Origin of the sequence: Curtobacterium sp. WHRI 8282, assembly GCF_040223925.2 — a bacterium.
Classification (GTDB): domain Bacteria; phylum Actinomycetota; class Actinomycetes; order Actinomycetales; family Microbacteriaceae; genus Curtobacterium; species Curtobacterium flaccumfaciens.
Window position 1 is genome coordinate 363,999 of record NZ_JBEHCD020000003.1, and the last position, 18,452, is coordinate 382,450.

At 67.5% G+C, this 18,452-nt stretch carries 11 protein-coding genes and 3 rRNA genes; 3 read left to right on the top strand and 11 right to left on the bottom strand.

The features are described 5' to 3' along the window. Positions 1–25 precede the first annotated feature (25 nt). From ABRP24_RS12625 to ABRP24_RS12665, 9 genes are all read right to left on the bottom strand, one after another. Positions 26–2,197 carry an alpha-galactosidase gene (locus ABRP24_RS12625; RefSeq protein WP_349848542.1) on the bottom strand — a complete coding sequence of 724 codons (2,172 nt, stop codon included), beginning with the start codon at positions 2,195–2,197 and terminating at the stop codon, positions 26–28. Beyond that, on the bottom strand, positions 2,194–4,209 hold the full coding sequence (locus ABRP24_RS12630; protein ID WP_349848543.1) for a beta-galactosidase: 2,016 nt from the start codon (positions 4,207–4,209) through the stop codon (positions 2,194–2,196). Before ABRP24_RS12630 ends, ABRP24_RS12625 begins: the two co-directional genes overlap by 4 nt. 105 nt (positions 4,210–4,314) lie before the next feature. Continuing rightward, a complete protein-coding gene (locus ABRP24_RS12635) occupies positions 4,315–5,445 on the bottom strand; it encodes an ROK family transcriptional regulator (protein WP_051596651.1) in 1,131 nt (376 codons plus the stop codon). Positions 5,446–5,572: 127 nt separating this feature from the next. After that, positions 5,573–5,689 (bottom strand): 5S ribosomal RNA (gene rrf, locus ABRP24_RS12640). A 158-nt stretch (positions 5,690–5,847) separates the two neighbouring features. After that, positions 5,848–8,975: ribosomal RNA gene (locus tag ABRP24_RS12645) — 23S ribosomal RNA — on the bottom strand. 427 nt (positions 8,976–9,402) lie between these two features. Continuing rightward, a 16S ribosomal RNA gene (locus tag ABRP24_RS12650) occupies positions 9,403–10,924 on the bottom strand. Together the 16S, 23S and 5S rRNA genes form the textbook arrangement of a ribosomal RNA operon. Positions 10,925–11,486: 562 nt before the next feature. After that, complete coding sequence (gene rlmN, locus ABRP24_RS12655; RefSeq protein WP_027465106.1) at positions 11,487–12,719, bottom strand: 23S rRNA (adenine(2503)-C(2))-methyltransferase RlmN; 1,233 nt, start codon at positions 12,717–12,719, stop codon at positions 11,487–11,489. Between the two features lie 93 nt (positions 12,720–12,812). Further along, a complete protein-coding gene (locus ABRP24_RS12660; RefSeq protein ID WP_349850052.1) occupies positions 12,813–13,766 on the bottom strand; it encodes a C40 family peptidase in 954 nt (317 codons plus the stop codon). A gap of 182 nt (positions 13,767–13,948) precedes the next feature. Then, positions 13,949–14,698, bottom strand: a complete 750-nt coding sequence (locus tag ABRP24_RS12665; RefSeq protein WP_301603259.1) for a pyridoxamine 5'-phosphate oxidase family protein — start codon at positions 14,696–14,698, stop codon at positions 13,949–13,951. Positions 14,699–14,719: 21 nt separating this feature from the next. Here ABRP24_RS12665 and ABRP24_RS12670 point away from each other — a divergent pair, with 21 nt between their 5' ends. Continuing rightward, on the top strand, positions 14,720–16,180 hold the full coding sequence (locus ABRP24_RS12670; RefSeq protein ID WP_349850049.1) for a PLP-dependent aminotransferase family protein: 1,461 nt from the start codon (positions 14,720–14,722) through the stop codon (positions 16,178–16,180). A 9-nt stretch (positions 16,181–16,189) separates the two neighbouring features. Here the strand turns inward: ABRP24_RS12670 and ABRP24_RS12675 are convergent, their stop codons facing one another. Together ABRP24_RS12675 and ABRP24_RS12680 are read right to left on the bottom strand one after the other, a co-directional pair. After that, a complete protein-coding gene (locus ABRP24_RS12675) occupies positions 16,190–16,711 on the bottom strand; it encodes a hypothetical protein (protein WP_214520730.1) in 522 nt (173 codons plus the stop codon). Between the two features lie 85 nt (positions 16,712–16,796). Then, on the bottom strand, positions 16,797–16,991 hold the full coding sequence (locus ABRP24_RS12680; RefSeq protein WP_071246336.1) for a hypothetical protein: 195 nt from the start codon (positions 16,989–16,991) through the stop codon (positions 16,797–16,799). Positions 16,992–17,113: 122 nt separating this feature from the next. On the opposite strand from ABRP24_RS12680, the gene ABRP24_RS12685 reads away from it, so the two are divergent. Next, positions 17,114–17,464, top strand: coding sequence for a GntR family transcriptional regulator (locus ABRP24_RS12685; RefSeq protein ID WP_259410534.1), 351 nt, complete (start codon positions 17,114–17,116; stop codon positions 17,462–17,464). Then, positions 17,461–18,417 (top strand): DUF1648 domain-containing protein, encoded by a 957-nt coding sequence (locus ABRP24_RS12690; RefSeq protein ID WP_349850046.1) that lies wholly within the window; start codon positions 17,461–17,463, stop codon positions 18,415–18,417. The genes ABRP24_RS12685 and ABRP24_RS12690 overlap by 4 nt, the downstream gene beginning before the upstream one ends. Positions 18,418–18,452: the final 35 nt, after the last annotated feature.

An 18,452-nucleotide genomic window follows, 5' to 3' on the forward strand; every position in this document is an offset into this window, starting at 1 on the left:
AACCGGAACCGTCGGTCGAACGTGCTCAGTCCAGGGCGCGGAGCTCCAGCACGATCGCGGTCGCGGGGGCGAGCAGCGGGAGCCGTGCGCCGACGTCCTCGAGCACGGCGCCGGTCAGTTCCAGGTGCCCGCGCACGAGCCACTCCGGCGGCACCATGTCGAGCCCGTGCGGCACGGCGAGCCCGGCCACCGGGGCGAGCCGGTAGCGCCGCGACCGGTCGAGTCCGCGCACCCGGAGCGGCACCGGCAACGACCTCGGCCCCGTCTCCGTCCGCGCCACCCGCACGAGCGCCCGCGAACGGTCGGTGGCCACGACCGATGTCGCCACCGTCCCCGGGTCCCCGAGGTCCAGGTGCCGCAGCCGCCCGGAGTGCAGCAGCCCGCGCTCCCGTCGGTACAGCGCCGTCCAGGCCCGGAGCCGGTCGAGCTCCTCGGGTGACAGCTTCGTGATGTCGGTCTCGATGCCAGCCGCGCCGAACAGCGACACCGCCATCCGGAAGTCCAGGTCGAGGTGCCGGCCCGTGGTGTGCGAGACCTCCGGCCCGACGTGCGAACCGATCAGCTCGAGCGGGAGCAGCGCCTCGGTCCAGCGCTGGATCGGCAGTCGCTCGAAGGCGTCGTTCGAGTCCGACGGCCACACCCGGTCGGTCCGCTCGAGCACGCCGAGGTCGATCCGGGCACCGCCGCTCGCGCACGCCTCGATCTCGAGCCACGGGTGCCGCGCACGCAGCTCGTCCATCAAGGCGTACACGCCGCGGGTGTGCGCGTCGATGCCGGCGCGACCCGCGTGCACCGCGTGCACGATGTCCCGGTTCTGGTCCCACTTCACGAAGTCGACGTGGTGCGCACCGATCACGCGGGACATGCTCTCGAGCACGTGGTGCCGGGCCAGCGGGTTCGCCATGTCGAGCACGTACTGGTTCCGCCACGTGCGGACGTCGTCCTCAGGGCGCTGCAGCATCCACTCGGGGTGGGCCTCCGCCAGCTCGGACACCGGGCTGACCATCTCGGGCTCGAACCACAGGCCGAACTCCATGCCGAGCGCACGCACCCGGTCGACGAGCGGTGCCAGCCCGTCCGGCCACACCGTCGGGTCGACGCGCCAGTCCCCGAGCGAGGTCGAGTCCGACCGCCGGCCGAGGAACCACCCGTCGTCGAGCACGAACCGCTCGACGCCGATGTCCGCCGCCGTCTCCGCCAGTGCCACCAGGGGTTCGAGCTCCTGCCGGTAGTAGACGGCCTCCCACGTGTTCAGCACCACGGGCCGGGGTCGTCGCGGGTGCCCCGGACGGCTGCGCAACGAGTCGTGCAGGCGGTCGGACAACCCGTCGATCCCGGTGTCGCTCCAGACGAACACGGCGTCGGGGGCGGTGAACGACTCCCCCTCGCCGAGCACGACCTCGCCGGCGCGCAGCAGTTCCCCGGCACCGAGCAGCGGTCGCGCCTCGGCGAGCTGGTCGTACCGGTACACGGAGTCGGCGCTCCAGGCCAGGTGCACCGCCCACAGCTCGCCCTCGGCATCCGAGAACCCGGGCGTCCCGAGCACGAGCAACGTCGGCGAGTCGTGTCCGGTCCGCCCGCGACGGCTCTCGCGCGCGTGGCTCCCGGCGGTCGCTGCCCGGCGCTGCGGGGTGCGCTCACGGGTCCACCGTCCGCCCAGGTCGAGCACTTCGGTGATCCGCTCCCCCACCGGCAGCGTCGCCTCGAGCGCCTGCACATGCACGGGGGCGGCGTGCGTGTTCGTCACCGTGTGCCGCACCCGCAGCACCCCGGCGGTGTCGAGTGCGAACTCGCTCCGGAGCGCCACCGAGTCCGACTCGGCGGTCACGACGATCCGCTCTTCGTCCGCGACGGAGACGACAGCCGTGGCGACCTCACGCCATCGCGGCACCAACGGCAGCCCGTCCACGTGGCCCGCGATCCCTGGTCGCCCCTCCCACCCGTCGCGCTCGGTCGGCAGCACCGTGAGGGGCCACCGCGCGTCGAGCGCACTCGGTCCGAGCGGCCGGCCGAGTGCGAGCAGCAGGTCGGCCGTGTCGTCCGGCGCGACGGGCCCGACGTCCCGACCCCAGTGCAGCGCCTCGGGCAGCCCGTCCGCCGCGGAGGCCAGCACCAGCGACACCCCGGCTGATCGCAGCACGTGCACCCGTCGATCGCCTGCACCGACGGCTGTCGACTCGCGCTCCACGACGGTCACGAGACCCGCTCCTCGCGCAGCACGCGGACGCGTCCGGCCGGCACGACGGTGTCCGGCCCGTGGCCGGACCCGTCGAGCAGATCCGTCCCGGACGCGACGACCGTGACGTCGTCAGCACGGTGGTTGACGAGGAACAGGAAGGCGGAACCGTCGTCGCAGACGCGACGCACCGCCTCCAGGCCGGGAGGCCCGGTGACCGTCCGCAGGATCCCCCGCTCCGCGATCACCCCGTCCACGAGCCGTTGGATGCTGTCGTCCGCGAGCATCGCGGACACGTACCAGGCGCCGCCGCCGACGGCGCGGCGCGTGACGGCGGGCCGGCCCGCGAGCGGGCCGTCGGTGTACCGGAGCACGGACTCGGCGTCCTCGAGCACGACCGCTTCGGCCCAGTCGGTGACGACCTCGCCGTCATCGAGGGTCCAGCGTTCGTCGCGCTGCAGCGGGGTGAACTCCTCGCTCCAGGCGCCGAGCACCTGGCGGAACGCTCCCGGGTACCCGCCGGTGCGGATGCGCCCGGTCTCGTCGGCGACGCCCGACAGGTACGTGACGATCAGGGTGGCGCCGCGGTCCACCACGGCGGACAACCGCGCGGCGGTCGCATCGTCGACGATGAGCATCGTCGGCACGACGACCACGTCGTAGCCGTCCAGGTCGGCGTCGGCGGGGACCACGTCCGTCAGCACCTGCCGGTCGTGGAACGCGCGGTGCCAGGCGCGGAGCTCCCGGCCGTAGCGCAGGCCCCGGTGCGGCTTGAGCCCCGACTGCACGGCCCACCCGGAAGCCTCGTCCACGACGATCGCGACCCGGGCCGGCTCGACTCGGGTGCCCTGCACGGGTGCGAGGTCCTGCAGCGCCCGGCCGAGGGCGAGCACCTCGCGCCAGATGCGTGTGCGGGTGCCGGCGTGCGGGAGCATCGCCGAGTGGAACTGCTCCGCGCCCGCGGTCGAGGCCCGCCACTGGAAGAACAGCGCCCCGTCCGACCCGTGCGCGACGTGCGCCAGGGCGTTCCGGACGAGCTCGGCCGGTTCCTTGGCGCGGTTGCGCTGCTGCCAGCTCGGGCCGCCCGTCGAGTGCTCCATCAGCAGCCAGGGACGGCGGTCCGCCGACATCCCGCGCATCCGGTCACCGGCCAGCGCGAGGTCCTGCTCGCGGCGGGCGTCGTCGACGAGCGTGTAGTGGTCGTTCGCGACGATCGCCACGTGCTTGGCCCACCCGGCGTAGTCGACGACCTGCGACCCGGCACCCACCATGAAGTTCGTCGTGACCGGCACGTCCGAGTGCTGCTCGATGACGGCTTTCTCAGCGTCGTACTGGCGGAGCAGCGCGTCGGACGAGTACCGCTCGAAGTCCAGCGCGAGCCCGGGGTTCGGCGCTCCGCCCACACCGCGCGGCGGCGAGACCTCGTCGAACGAGGTGTAGGTGTGCCCCCAGAAGGCCGTGCCCCACGCGTCGTTCGCGGCCTCGACGTCGCCGTACTTCGCAACGAGCCAGTGCCGGAAGTCCGCTGCCGACTCCTCGCAGTAGCACCGGCCGTTGCCGCCGCCGAGCTCGTTGCTCACGTGCCAGAGCCGCACCGCCGGGTGCCGGCCGTACCGCTCGGCCAGCGCGCCGACCATGCGGAGCGCGTGTTCCCGGAACAGCTCGGAGGCCGGGCACCACCCGAGTCGCCCGCCCGGTCGTTCCCGCCGCTCCGTGGCGTCCACGGGGAGGATCTCCGGGTGTGCGGTCAGCAGCCAGTTCGGTGGTGCAGCGGTCGGCGTCGCGAGGTCCACCGCGATGCCGTGCTCGTGCAGCAGCGCGAGCACGTCGTCGAGCCACTCCCACGTGAAGTCCCCCGGCGACCGCTCGAGCAGTGCCCACGAGAACACCCCGACGGTGACCAGGTTCACCCCGGCCTCACGCATCAGTCGGACGTCCTCGAGCCAGGTCTCCCGGGGCCACTGCTCGGGGCTGTAGTCGCCGCCGAACGACAGGCCGTCGGTCGGCCACGGGACGGTGGGGGCAGCGGTCACGGCATCTCCTTCGATGGTGTGGACCGCTCAAGCCTCCCGTCTGCGTCCGCGTTTGTCAATGTGTGTAACTAACGCGGCGACACCTCTACCGGTTCCCTCGGCCGATCACTCCCCCAGCAGCCGACGGATGGCGAGGACCGCCCCGGCGCGTGCCCACTCCGAGAACTCGAACGGCTGTACCTCCACCGTGACCGGCTCGGTGTACGGCGCCAGGGCGGCCCGCATCGACTCATCGACGGTCGCCCGCGCCAGGTCGTACACGGGCAGCCCGTCGCCCGTCAGCACGATCGCTGCGGGGTCGGCGATGTGCACCGCGGTGGCGAGCAGGACCCCGAGAGCACGGCCGGCATCCTCGAACGCAGCGAGGGCTGCCTCGTCGCCGTCCCGGGCGAGCTCGACCACCTGGTCGTAGGTCTTCCCCTCGTGGCCGGCGTTCCGCACGATGACCGGGCTGGGCAGGTAGCTCGAGGCACACCCGGCGTGACCGAGGCCACAGTCCGGGCCTCCCCCGAGGACCGGCAGGTGCCCGATGCGCCCCAGTCGCCCGTGCTCCCCGGTGGAGACCTGACCGTTCGCGATGAGCCCGAGGCCCAGGCCCTCACCGACCGTCACGAGCACCATGGACCCGCGGCCGGCACCCGCACCGAACCAGTGCTCCTTCGCCGTGAGCGCGTGGACGTCGTTCGCGGTGAACGTGGCGATCCCCGTCCGCTCCTCGAGCATCCGGGCGAACGGCACCTCGTGCCACCCGAGGAACACCGACGCCGCGACGACGGACTCCCCCGCGCGGACCATGACGTCGCCGGGCAGGGAGACGCCGATCGCGCAGATGGCCGGGTGCGCAGCACGGAGTCGGCCGAGCACCGCCGTGATCTGCTCCGCGAGCGACTCGGCGGCGGTGTCGTCGATGCCTTCTTCGTGCAGGGCGAGGACCCGGCCACCCAGGTCCGTGACCGCGGCGTACAGGCGGTCCTTCGTGAGCTTGATGCCGAGGAACTCCCACTGCCCGCTGCTCACCTGCAGGAGCTCCGACGGCCGGCCGGTGGCGCCGCGCACATCAGTGCCGACCTCGACCACCAGCCGCTGTGACACGAGGATGCGCATCGCCCGCGTGAGGCTCGCCCGTGAGAGCCCGAGTGACCGAGCGATCTCGGCACGGGAGAGCACCCCGTGGATGAGGATCTCCCGCAGCGCCAGTCGGGAGCCGTCGGGCAGGGCCGGCCAGGCTTCGGTCATCGTTCCTCCGTCGTCGGCTGATCCTACGGCCTGACCGGTGCCCGTCGACAAGGACCCAGAACGGGCCGTGAACGCAGAAAACCCCTGACCATGAATGGTCAGGGGTTCCCTTGTTCTTCTACGTTAAGTCCGGCGGCGTCCTACTCTCCCACAAGGTCCCCCTTGCAGTACCATCGGCGCTGAGAGGCTTAGCTTCCGGGTTCGGAATGTGACCGGGCGTTTCCCTCTCGCTATGACCACCGGAACACTCTCGACCAGATCATGCATTTGGTCTCAAAGCTGTCCCAGCTACCATCTCCCGTGAAGAAGACAGAGCGGTGTATTCAGTTTCGATTCCCGATCGTCTGTCGGGAACCACAAAGTGGACGCGAGCCCGTGCAACAAGTGCACGGAAATCAGTGTGTTATCAAGTCTTCGGCTTATTAGTGCCGGTCAGCTCCACGGGTCGTTAGTCCCCGCTTCCACATCCGGCCTATCAACCCAGTAGTCTGCTGGGAGCCTCTCACACTCAAGGTGCATGGAAATCTCATCTCGAAGACGGCTTCCCGCTTAGATGCTTTCAGCGGTTATCCGGTCCGAACGTAGCTAATCAGCGGTGCCCTTGGCAGAACAACTGACACACCAGAGGTTCGTCCATCCCGGTCCTCTCGTACTAGGGATAGATCTTCTCAAATTTCCAACGCGCGCAGCGGATAGGGACCGAACTGTCTCACGACGTTCTAAACCCAGCTCGCGTACCGCTTTAATGGGCGAACAGCCCAACCCTTGGGACCTACTCCAGCCCCAGGATGCGACGAGCCGACATCGAGGTGCCAAACCATGCCGTCGATATGGACTCTTGGGCAAGATCAGCCTGTTATCCCCGAGGTACCTTTTATCCGTTGAGCGACAGCGCTTCCACAAGCCACTGCCGGATCACTAGTCCCGACTTTCGTCCCTGCTCGACCTGTCAGTCTCACAGTCAAGCTCCCTTGTGCACTTACACTCGCCACCTGATTGCCAACCAGGTTGAGGGAACCTTTGGGCGCCTCCGTTACTCTTTGGGAGGCAACCGCCCCAGTTAAACTACCCATCAGGCACTGTCCATGAACCCGATCAGGGTCCTACGTTAGACATCCAAAGTGACCAGAGTGGTATTTCAACAATGACTCCACGAACACTAGCGTGCCCGCTTCACAGTCTCCCACCTATCCTACACAAGCCACTCCGAACACCAATACCAAACTGTAGTAAAGGTCACGGGGTCTTTCCGTCCTGCTGCGCGTAACGAGCATCTTTACTCGTAGTGCAATTTCGCCGAGTTCGCGGTTGAGACAGCTGGGAAGTCGTTACGCCATTCGTGCAGGTCGGAACTTACCCGACAAGGAATTTCGCTACCTTAGGATGGTTATAGTTACCACCGCCGTTTACTGGGGCTTAAATTCAGAGCTTCGCCCAAAGGCTAACCCTTCCTCTTAACCTTCCAGCACCGGGCAGGCGTCAGTCCGTATACATCGTCTTGCGACTTCGCACGGACCTGTGTTTTTAGTAAACAGTCGCTTCCCACTGGTCTCTGCGGCCTTCAACGCTCACGGAGTAAATCCGGTCACGTGTCCGGCCCCCCTTCTCCCGAAGTTACGGGGGCATTTTGCCGAGTTCCTTAACCACGATTCTCTCGATCTCCTTGGTATTCTCTACCTGACCACCTGAGTCGGTTTCGGGTACGGGCGGCTGCAACCTCGCGTCGATGCTTTTCTCGGCAGCATAGGATCACTGATTTCCCCTTACGGGTACGCGTCGGATCTCAGGCACACAGACGACGGATTTGCCTATCGTCAGCCCTACATCCTTACACCAGGTTCACCTTACGGATACCATCGCCTGGCTCAGCTACCTTCCTGCGTCACACCTGTTCATACGCTAACCGCACCAGCATGGGGTCGAGCGTTAGACCGGCCACCATCACCCCGAAGGGATCCGGTTGTACCGGGTTAGGACTCTTAGCACCACTGGATTAGCTTGGGCGGTTGTTCGCCGGTACGGGAATATCAACCCGTTGTCCATCGACTACGCCTGTCGGCCTCGCCTTAGGTCCCGACTTACCCAGGGCGGATTAACCTGGCCCTGGAACCCTTGGTCTTTCGGAGGACGGGTTTCTCACCCGTCTTTCGCTACTCATGCCTGCATTCTCACTCGTGTAGCGTCCACGGCTGGATCACTCCGCCGCTTCACTCGCCACACGACGCTCTCCTACCACTCCGCACGACTGAACCACGAAGGCTTGTCTATAGTGCGAAATCTACAACTTCGGTGGTGTGCTTGAGCCCCGTTACATTGTCGGCGCGGAATCACTTGACCAGTGAGCTATTACGCACTCTTTCAAGGGTGGCTGCTTCTAAGCCAACCTCCTGGTTGTCTGTGCAACTCCACATCCTTTCCCACTTAGCACACGCTTAGGGACCTTAGTTGGTAGTCTGGGTTGTTTCCCTCTCGACGATGAAGCTTATCCCCCACCGTCTCACTGCTGCGCTCTCACTCACCGGCATTCGGAGTTTGGCTGACGTCAGTAACCTGTTGAGGCCCATCGGCCATCCAGTAGCTCTACCTCCGGCGAGAAACACGCAACGCTGCACCTAAATGCATTTCGGAGAGAACCAGCTATCACGAAGTTTGATTGGCCTTTCACCCCTATCCACAGCTCATCCCCTCCATTTTCAACTGAAGTGGGTTCGGTCCTCCACGACGTCTTACCGTCGCTTCAACCTGGCCATGGATAGATCACTTCGCTTCGGGTCTAGAACATGCGACTCAAACGCCCTATTCAGACTCGCTTTCGCTACGGCTGCCCCTCACGGGTTAACCTCGCCACATATCACTAACTCGCAGGCTCATTCTTCAAAAGGCACGCCGTCACCCCTACTAAGGAGGCTCCGACGGTTTGTAAGCAAACGGTTTCAGGTACTATTTCACTCCCCTCCCGGGGTACTTTTCACCTTTCCCTCACGGTACTTGTCCGCTATCGGTCATCTGGGAGTATTTAGGCTTATCAGGTGGTCCTGACAGATTCACACGGGATTTCTCGGGCCCCGTGCTACTTGGGATACACATCCGGCCATAACACCATTTCGTCTACGGGGCTGGCACCCACTACGGCCCGGCTTTCAAACCGGTTCGACTATGATGCGCTGTAACCGTCCCAGTCCGGCAGAACTGAGTGACGTGTCCCACAACCCCGACCATGCAACGCCCGCCGGCTATCACACATGATCGGTTTAGCCTCATCCGCTTTCGCTCGCCACTACTCACGGAATCACATGTTGTTTTCTCTTCCTGTGGGTACTGAGATGTTTCACTTCCCCACGTTCCCTCTACCCGCCCTATATATTCAGGCGGGAGTCACCAGGTCGCAAAACGCCTGGCGGGGTTTCCCCATTCGGAAATCCTCGGATCGAGGCTCGATTATCAGCTCCCCGAGGCTTATCGCAGATTTCTACGTCCTTCATCGGCTCCAGATGCCAAGGCATCCACCGTTTGCTCTTAGAAACTTGACCACAAAGATTAAAATTGCGATCCAACGTCACCAATCAACAACCTAAAAGTCTGATCATGGATGACGCGAATCAAAGATGCTCGCGTCCACTGTGTAGTTCTCAACATACGATCGGCACCAGCACTCCCCCACCACAACGGTAGGTTCACCCTGGCCCGAAGAAGGACCCGTAGGCCCAACCCCCACCACCACTCACGTGACGACAGGAAGCCTGGTCCCTCAGGACCCAACAACGTGCACCAGCCAGCAGCTCCACCCCGACCCGTCCCAACCCTGCAAGCAGAGCGTACTGAGGTCGGAAGCATCACTCCCAACTGCACTGTCAATGTTCCACCCATGAGCTACCCGTCGGACACGTTCGGTCCGAATCAGGCGCCTGGACCATGCGTGCCCCGATAAGGGACAACACGAGGCCAGATGCTCCTTAGAAAGGAGGTGATCCAGCCGCACCTTCCGGTACGGCTACCTTGTTACGACTTAGTCCTAATCACCGATCCCACCTTCGACGGCTCCTTCCACAAGGGTTAGGCCACCGGCTTCGGGTGTTACCGACTTTCATGACTTGACGGGCGGTGTGTACAAGGCCCGGGAACGTATTCACCGCAGCGTTGCTGATCTGCGATTACTAGCGACTCCGACTTCATGAGGTCGAGTTGCAGACCTCAATCCGAACTGAGACCGGCTTTTTGGGATTCGCTCCACCTTACGGTATCGCAGCCCTTTGTACCGGCCATTGTAGCATGCGTGAAGCCCAAGACATAAGGGGCATGATGATTTGACGTCATCCCCACCTTCCTCCGAGTTGACCCCGGCAGTCTCCTATGAGTCCCCGGCATAACCCGCTGGCAACATAGAACGAGGGTTGCGCTCGTTGCGGGACTTAACCCAACATCTCACGACACGAGCTGACGACAACCATGCACCACCTGTACACCGACCACAAGGGGGCGACCATCTCTGGCCGTTTCCGGTGTATGTCAAGCCTTGGTAAGGTTCTTCGCGTTGCATCGAATTAATCCGCATGCTCCGCCGCTTGTGCGGGCCCCCGTCAATTCCTTTGAGTTTTAGCCTTGCGGCCGTACTCCCCAGGCGGGGCGCTTAATGCGTTAGCTACGACACAGAAACCGTGGAAAGGTCCCTACATCTAGCGCCCAACGTTTACGGCATGGACTACCAGGGTATCTAATCCTGTTCGCTCCCCATGCTTTCGCTCCTCAGCGTCAGTTACGGCCCAGAGATCTGCCTTCGCCATCGGTGTTCCTCCTGATATCTGCGCATTCCACCGCTACACCAGGAATTCCAATCTCCCCTACCGCACTCTAGTCTGCCCGTACCCACTGCAAGCCCGAGGTTGAGCCTCGGGATTTCACAGCAGACGCGACAAACCGCCTACGAGCTCTTTACGCCCAATAATTCCGGACAACGCTTGCACCCTACGTATTACCGCGGCTGCTGGCACGTAGTTAGCCGGTGCTTTTTCTGCAGGTACCGTCACTTTCGCTTCTTCCCTACTAAAAGAGGTTTACAACCCGAAGGCCGTCATCCCTCACGCGGCGTTGCTGCATCAGGCTTTCGCCCATTGTGCAATATTCCCCACTGCTGCCTCCCGTAGGAGTCTGGGCCGTGTCTCAGTCCCAGTGTGGCCGGTCACCCTCTCAGGCCGGCTACCCGTCGTCGCCTTGGTGAGCCATTACCTCACCAACAAGCTGATAGGCCGCGAGTCCATCCCCAACCAAAAAATCTTTCCACCACCAGACCATGCGGCCAGTGATCATATCCAGTATTAGACGTCGTTTCCAACGCTTATCCCAGAGTCAGGGGCAGGTTACTCACGTGTTACTCACCCGTTCGCCACTAATCCACCCAGCAAGCTGGGCATCATCGTTCGACTTGCATGTGTTAAGCACGCCGCCAGCGTTCGTCCTGAGCCAGGATCAAACTCTCCGTAAAAAAATACAGACCCAACACCCGAAGGCATCAGACCGAGTTGATTCTGACTGTTGACTGTCTACTGACAATCTTCAATCCAAAAGGAATTGCTTCATGACCCAGTCAGCAAGCCGACCAGGCACGAGGTCAATCAATAAATTGGCATTGACAATGTGCACGCTGTTGAGTTCTCAAGGACCAGACGCACTCCCCGCTCGACCCACAAAAGGTTCCGCCAGAGAGGCATTCGTCTTGTTCCACCGTCAGACACGTCGAATCACTTCGACTTCTTCGGGGGATGTTGCCTGAGCGGGACCCCGTCCGGACTGCGCATCCAGGGCTTGCACCCTGTGACCGTCTCGGCTGTTCCGTTCTCCGCCTCAGCGGCAACGAGTGATTACTTTACACACGCCCCGGGGGCCCTGCCAACCGTCGTCCCTCCCGGGCGTGTCGCAGTCGGGTGAACGGCACGTGTCCCCCGGGTTTCCGGGGATCGACGGGGTGAGCGCGCCCCCGGGAACGACGGAAGGCACGGTGCGAACCCGCACCGTGCCTCCCGAACGAACGAACGAACCGGACCGACCTACTCGGCCGCTGCCAACTGCCCGCACGCCCCGTCGATCTCCTTGCCGCGGGTGTCGCGCAGGGTCGTCGGGATGCCGGCGGCGTTGAGTCGGCGGACGAACTCGTCCTGCACGTGCACTTCGGACGAGGTCCACACGGAGCCCGGCGTCGGGTTGAGCGGGATCGGGTTGACGTGCACCCAGCCCTTGCCGCGCTTGTTGAGCTTCTCGGCGAGCAGGTCGGCTCGCCAGGCGTGGTCGTTCATGTCCTTGATGAGCGCGTACTCGATCGAGACACGACGGCCCGTCTTCACGTAGTAGTTGTGGGCGGCGTCGATCGCTTCGTCGGCCTTCCAGCGCGAGTTCACCGGGATGAGCTCGTCGCGGAGCTCGTCGTCGGGTGCGTGCAGGGACAGCGCGAAGGTGAGCGGGATCCCTTCGTCCGCGAGCTTGATCATCGCCGGCACCAGGCCGACGGTCGACACCGTGATGCCGCGGGCACTCATGCCGAGACCGTTCGGCTGCGGTGCGACCATCAACCGCACGGCGTCCATCACCCGCTTGTAGTTCGCGAGCGGCTCCCCCATGCCCATGAACACGATGTTCGTCACGCGCTCGGCGTCGACGCGGTCGTGGCCGCCCTTGCGCGGATCGCCCCCGAGCTCGCCGGCGGCGATCGCGGCGTTGGCCCGGACGATCTGCTCGATGATCTCGGCGGTGGACATGTTGCGGGTCAGCCCCGCCTGGCCGGTGGCGCAGAACGGGCAGTTCATGCCGCACCCGGCCTGGGACGAGACGCACAGGGTGATGCGGCCCGGGTAGCGCATGAGGACCGACTCGACCAGGGCGCCGTCGTGCAGCTTCCAGAGGAACTTGATCGTGTCGCCGTTGTCCGTCGCCAGCCGCCGGGTCTCGGTGAGGAGCGGCGGCAGCATCCCGGCGACGAGCTGCTCCCGCTGGGCGGCGGGCAGGTCGGTCATCTTGGCCGGGTCGGACGTGTAGTGCTGGAAGTAGTGGGTCGCGAGCTGCTTGGCGCGGAACCCGGGCAGGCCGAGTTCCTTCACGCGGGCCTCGCGTTCCTCGGCCGTCAGGTCGGCCAGGTGCACGGGCGGCTTGCCACGCTTCGGGGACGCGAACTGCAGCAGCGGGCGACCGTCGGTGTCGGTGGCCTGCTTCCAGCCCTCGGTGCGCGGGCGCACCTGCGGTCGAGCAGACTGCTGCTGTTCGAACGGGGTGCGGGTGTCGGAAGCCATCACTCCAGGATACGGGAGGCCCGTGATCGGTGGGGACGCCCCGTCCGGGTGGTCCTGCTGGTCACCACCACGGCCGCACCACGGCTGGTCGGGTCAGCTGCCGGCGGGCAGGACGCGCGCGAAGTGGTGCGCCGCCGAGTACATCGGGACGATGTCGACGACCTCGCCCGGGTGCGGTGCCTGCAGCACGAGCCCCTGACCGAGGTACAGGCCGACGTGGTCCTCGTCGTCGTACACGACGAGGTCGCCCGGCAGTGCCTCGGACTCGGGGATCGTGGTGGCGACGGCGTCCTGCGTCGGCACGTAGTGCACGAGCTGTATCCCCACCGCCTGGTAGGCGACCATCGTGAGCCCGGAGCAGTCTATGCCCTCGTGGCTCGCGCCGCCCTCGACGTACGGGTCCCCCATGTACTGCAGGGCGGTCTGCACGATCGTGGCCCGGTCGCCCCCGGCCGAGAGTGCGGCGGACAACGCGGACTGTGCCTGCGCGGTCGTCACCCCGAAGCGGAGGTCGAGCGTCGGGTAGGACACGATCGTCGTCGTGGTGGTCATGCCGTCGGTGGAGACCACGGGGACCTGGACGTCGTGCGCCACCGTGAAGGTCTGGGCGTCCTGCGCCGTGGTCGTGCCGGAACGGGTGTCCGCGGGCAGGGTGTCGGCGTTCGCGGGCAGAGCGAGCGTCAGGCTCGAGGTCACCGCGATCGCGGGGGCGAGCAGGATGGCCGCGCGCTTCGCGTTGGCGGAACGGCGGATGTGCCGCGGGTCGACGGCGCGCTCGGCACGCAGGGTGGCGGTCCGGCTCAGCACCGCACTGCCCGCCGACGACGCGACGGGGGCGGGACGCGGCTGCATCCGCACGGTCCGGGTCGGCTTCGGGTGCTCGACGAAGGTGGAGCGGGCGGCCGCGGGGCCGAGGGCCGAGCGGCGACCACGGGGACGGGACTGCTGCGTGTCCGGCGTCAGCGGCGCGGGGTCGACCGCGGGGTGCGTGTGCGTTCGCGCGGGCTGACGGTCGTCGGCTGCTGCAGGCAGGGTGTGGCGTCCCATGGGTCCTTCCGGGTCGGGACCACTCGGCGGTCCGGAAAGTAACGTATTGGTCACGACGGTGCCCGCGGCTGGGCAGCGCCGGAGTGTTCCTGCAGCTGGTCACAGGAACGAGCACCGCTCGCAGGCCACTCTGACGGCGCGCACGGGCGTTCCGGAGCCGGCCCGCGGCGGTGGACCCGGGCTCAGACCGGCGTGACCCGCATGACGGCGGCGATCCGGGCCTCCCGGTCGGCCGCCAGGCGGTCGAGGCGAGCCGACAGCGCGACGACCGAGGCGTCCACCGGGCTGTCCCCCGAGATGTCCCCCGGGATCGGGACCCCGGCGCGGACCGCGAGTGGCAGCACGCCCGCCCAGACGGTGTGGTCCTCACCGTCCGCCGGGTCCTCGCCGACACCGTGGGCTCGGACCTTGACGCTCGCGCGGTCGAGGGGCAGCTGGAGGACCTGGGTGGCGCGGACCTCCTTCGCGGTCATCTCGCGCACCTCGGCTCGGCGGCCCGGCATGAGGTGGTCGGCCACCTGCCAGAGCGCTTCGGTGCGCAGGTCGGTCGGCACCACGGTGGCGCGGCCGGCGACCATCGCGCTGCGGTAGTTCGCCGAGCTGTCGTTGGTGGAGCGTGCGAAGACGAGACCGTCCAGGTGGGTGATGGTGGCGGCGACGGGGACGCCCTCGGCCCCGGCGTCGAGGAACAGCCCACCACCGGTCGAGCCGTGCAGCAGCAGGACGGGGCCGTCACCGAGGTCCCCGACGGCGCAGAGGAACGGCAGGACGACGGGCTGGCCACCGCGGACGATGCCGACGTGGGCGACGTGGGCCTCGGCGAGGATCGCGTGCAGGACGGCGGGGTCGTCGGTCTGGCGGTCGCGCAGGCGGCGGACGCGGAGCGAAGGGCCGTCGGTGGGCGGTTCCGGTTCGGGGCTCGAGGTGGGCATGTCGTCACGCTAGGGTCACCAGTGGTCCGGTGCCTGGACCAGATCGGGGCGATCACGATGGACCAGTCGAGCAAGGTGTCCGGTGTCGTGGCACGGGTGCGCGGGATGGTGCACGACGGCACCCTGCGTGAAGGCGATCCACTGCCGTCGACGCGGGCGCTGGCGGCGGAGCTCGGGGTGGCCCGGGGCACCGTCGTCGCGGCGTACGAGCAGCTCGACGGCGAGGGGTACCTGCGGACGCGGCACGGTGCCCTCGCACGGGTCACGGCGGACCTGCACGGTCGGACCGCGGGTGCGCCGTCGGCCGTCGGCACGGACACCGCCGGCTCCGGCGCGGCCGGCGCGGTCGGCGTCGCGGCCGCTCCGCCGTCCGCTCCGCTCGTGGACTGCCGTCCCGGCATCCCCGCGGTCACCGCCATCCCGCAACGGGACTGGCGGGCAGCCTGGCGCGCAGCGGCATCGGCCCCGCTCCGGAACGCGATCGCGGACCCGCTCGGCTCCCCCGACCTGCGGGCACAGGTCGTCGCCCAGCTCGGCATGACCCGCGGGTTCACGGCGACGATCGACCGGGTGCTCGTGACCGCGGGGACCTCGGAAGCGCTGTCGCTCGTCACCGAGGCGCTTCGGGGGCTGCTGGGTCGCGCTCCCGTCGTCGCCGTCGAGGACCCCGGCTACCGCACCGGACACCGTGCGATCACGAGCGCTGGTGGATCCCTGGTGGGCGTCCCGGTCGGCGAGGACGGCCTCGACCTCGACGCGCTCGAGGCCGCCGGACCGGTCGACGCCGTCCTGGTCAGCCCGACGCACCAGTACCCGCTCGGGTCGGTGATGCCCGTCGCCCGGCGCCGGCGGCTGCTCACCTGGGCCGCCACCACCGGCACCGTGGTGGTGGAGGACGACTACGACTCGGAGTTCCGGCACCGCGGCGCTCCCGTGCCCGCGCTGGCCGCACTCGACGCCGAGGGCGTGGTGCTGCACGTCGGCGGCTTCTCGAAGACGCTCGACCCCCGGCTGCGCTGCGCGTACGTCGTGCTGCCGACGGTCGCGGCGACGGGTTCCCCGGTGACGGAGGCGGTGCTCGCCGCCCGTCGGGCTCGTGGCGCGGTCGTCGCCGAACCGGTGCAGGCCGCGCTCGTGCACCTGCTGCGGACGGGTGGGCTGCGGCGGCACCTGGGTCGGGTGCGTCGCGACTACACGCACCGCCGGGCCCGGATCGCGGCTCGGCTCGGCGACGTCGCCGGCCTGGAGGCCCGTGCTCTGAACGGCGGACTGCACGCGGTGGTCACGTGGTCGGGTCCGACCACGGGGGCGCAGATCGCGCGTCGGCTGGCGGATGCCGGGGTGCTCGTGGCGTCGCTCGAGGAGTACGGGCTCGCTCCCGGCAGCACGCCGCCGGGCATCGTGTTCGGCTACGGCGCCGTGACGATGCCGGAGCTCGACCGCGCGCTCGACGCGCTCGTGAAGGCGGTCACGGGACCCTGATCCGGGTCGTCAGCCGCCGTACTGGGCGGTGCCCACGACGTTCGACCCGGCACCCCGGCACGCGGTGATCAGGGTCCGCCCGACGAGTTCCCATTCGGGGGTCATCTCGAGCGCCGGCCCGGACTTCGGTGCGGGGTGCGCGTCGAGGTACTCGTGCGCGTAGTCGATCGCGTCGTCGAGCTCCTCGTCGGTGCTCGACAGGTGCTCGTAGCCGAAGCGTTCCGCCGCGATCAGTGCCTGGTACTGCGCCTCGGAGAGATCGCCCTGGCTTCGCCCGACCGTCGCGTTCAGCGAGATCGTCGTCAGCGCAGTGATCTGGCCGCAGATCGCCGCAGCACTCCGGTCTTCCTCCATCGGGTCCGTCGCGCCGCCCGCTGGCTGGGCGTCCGAGGTCTCCGAGGTCGGCGTCGGGGTCGACGTCGGCCGCGCCGCTGCGTCGGCGTCGGCGTCGGCCGAGCAGCCGGCGAGTGAGCCGGACACGAGGACCGCGCTCACGACGACCAGGGGCAGTGCGGACCGGAAGGAGACCATGGACGTCATCGTGACAGCACCCTCGTGCTGCTCGCGTCGTCGTGTCCCGATCGAGACCTGGTCGAGACCGGATCGTGAGCTTGCGTCAACGGGACTCGGCGGTGCCGTTCTTCCGGGCGTTCACCAGGTCGGCCAGGGACGGCTCACCGGCGTCTCCGGGCAGTGCGTGTCCGCGGCGGGCGGCCTTGCGGACCTGTCGGTAGGTGGTGACGTGCAGGGGGTCCACACCGTCGGCGGACTCGTAGTTCGACGGGGCAGTGGTGGTGGGTGATTCGGTCATCGCGACGGACGGTACGCGTGCCGGGAGCCGCGGAACCACGTGCTGCGTTCCGCGGCCAAACAGGGTCCGAACGGGTGGAGCAGCCCTGGTGCGACGTCGGATTGTTCGCATAGAATGCGAACATGTTGATCACCGTCGACCCGCGTGCGCGAGCGACCCTGGCGGAACAGGTCGCCACCCAGATCCGGCACGCGATCGCCCGCGGCGAGCTGCGGAACGGCGAACGACTGCCCGCTGCGCGGGACCTCGCCGCCTCGGTCGACGTCAACATGCACACCGTCCTGCGCGCCTACGCGCTGCTGCAGGAGGACGGACTGATCGAGTTGCGGCGCGGCCGCGGCGCGACGGTCCTGCGATCGGGCAACGCCTCGTTCGACCGGTTGCGCACGCTCGTCGACGAGCTGCGCGACCAGGCGGACACCCTGGGTGTCTCGCTCGACGACCTGTTCACGATGATCAAGGGGGCACGATGACGACTCGACCGATGACCACGGGCACACGGCTGGCCGTGACGGCACCAGGGCTCCTGGTCGCGGTGGGACTGGTGCTCACCGCGGTCCTCGCGGCGTCCACCATGCCCGCGCGGATCGCGATCCACTTCCGGACGGACGGCACCGCGGACGGTTGGGGGTCACCGTGGATGGCTTTCTGGGTCACCCTGGCGGTGGCACTGGTGGCCGTCGTCCTCGCGTTCTCCGCGCTGCGCTGGCGCGACAGGCGGACAGCAGCCACGGTCCTGCTCGTCGCGAACCTGCTGGCCGGGACCCTCGGCTCGGCCTGGGTCGTGCTCGCGTGGACGAACACGGCCGGCGACGGCACCCTGTCCCCCTGGTGGACGGTCCCGTTCCTGCTCGTCGCCGTGGTGGTCGCCGCCGTCCCCGTGCTCGCACTGTTCCGGGTCGCTGCACCCGTGCCGGCCCACGAGGTCGCTCCCCTGGTGGTCGGGCCCGACACCCGCGTCGCCTGGCGCGCACGCGTCGGCAGCCGGTGGTTCGCGGTCATCGGGGCGGTCGTCGTGGTCCTCGGCGTCGGCACCGCCGTCTGGACGGCATCGGCCGGGGTGACGACGGCGGTCGTCTCCGGACTGGCGATGGTGATCGCGGGGATCGCCGTGCTGGTGCTGGCGCGGGTGGAACTCACCGTCGACCGTCGCGGCATGCGGCTCACGTCCACCTGGACGAGGATCCCCCTCATGCGCGTCCCGCTGGAGCGCATCGAGTCGTGCGGGTGGGAGCAGGTGACCCCGGGCCAGTGGGGCGGCTGGGGCTACCGGATCTCGGGCCGCGGCGTCGCCTACGTCGTGCGGTCCGGGCCGGGGCTGGTCGCGCGGCTCCGCGGCGGGCAGGCGCGGATGGTGACCGTGCCCGACGCTGCGGGCGGTGCCGCAGCCCTGGGCGCGCTGCTCGCCGGGCGCGAGACGGCCTGACGGGGCCGCACCGGGCCTCCAGGGCGGTGCGGGGG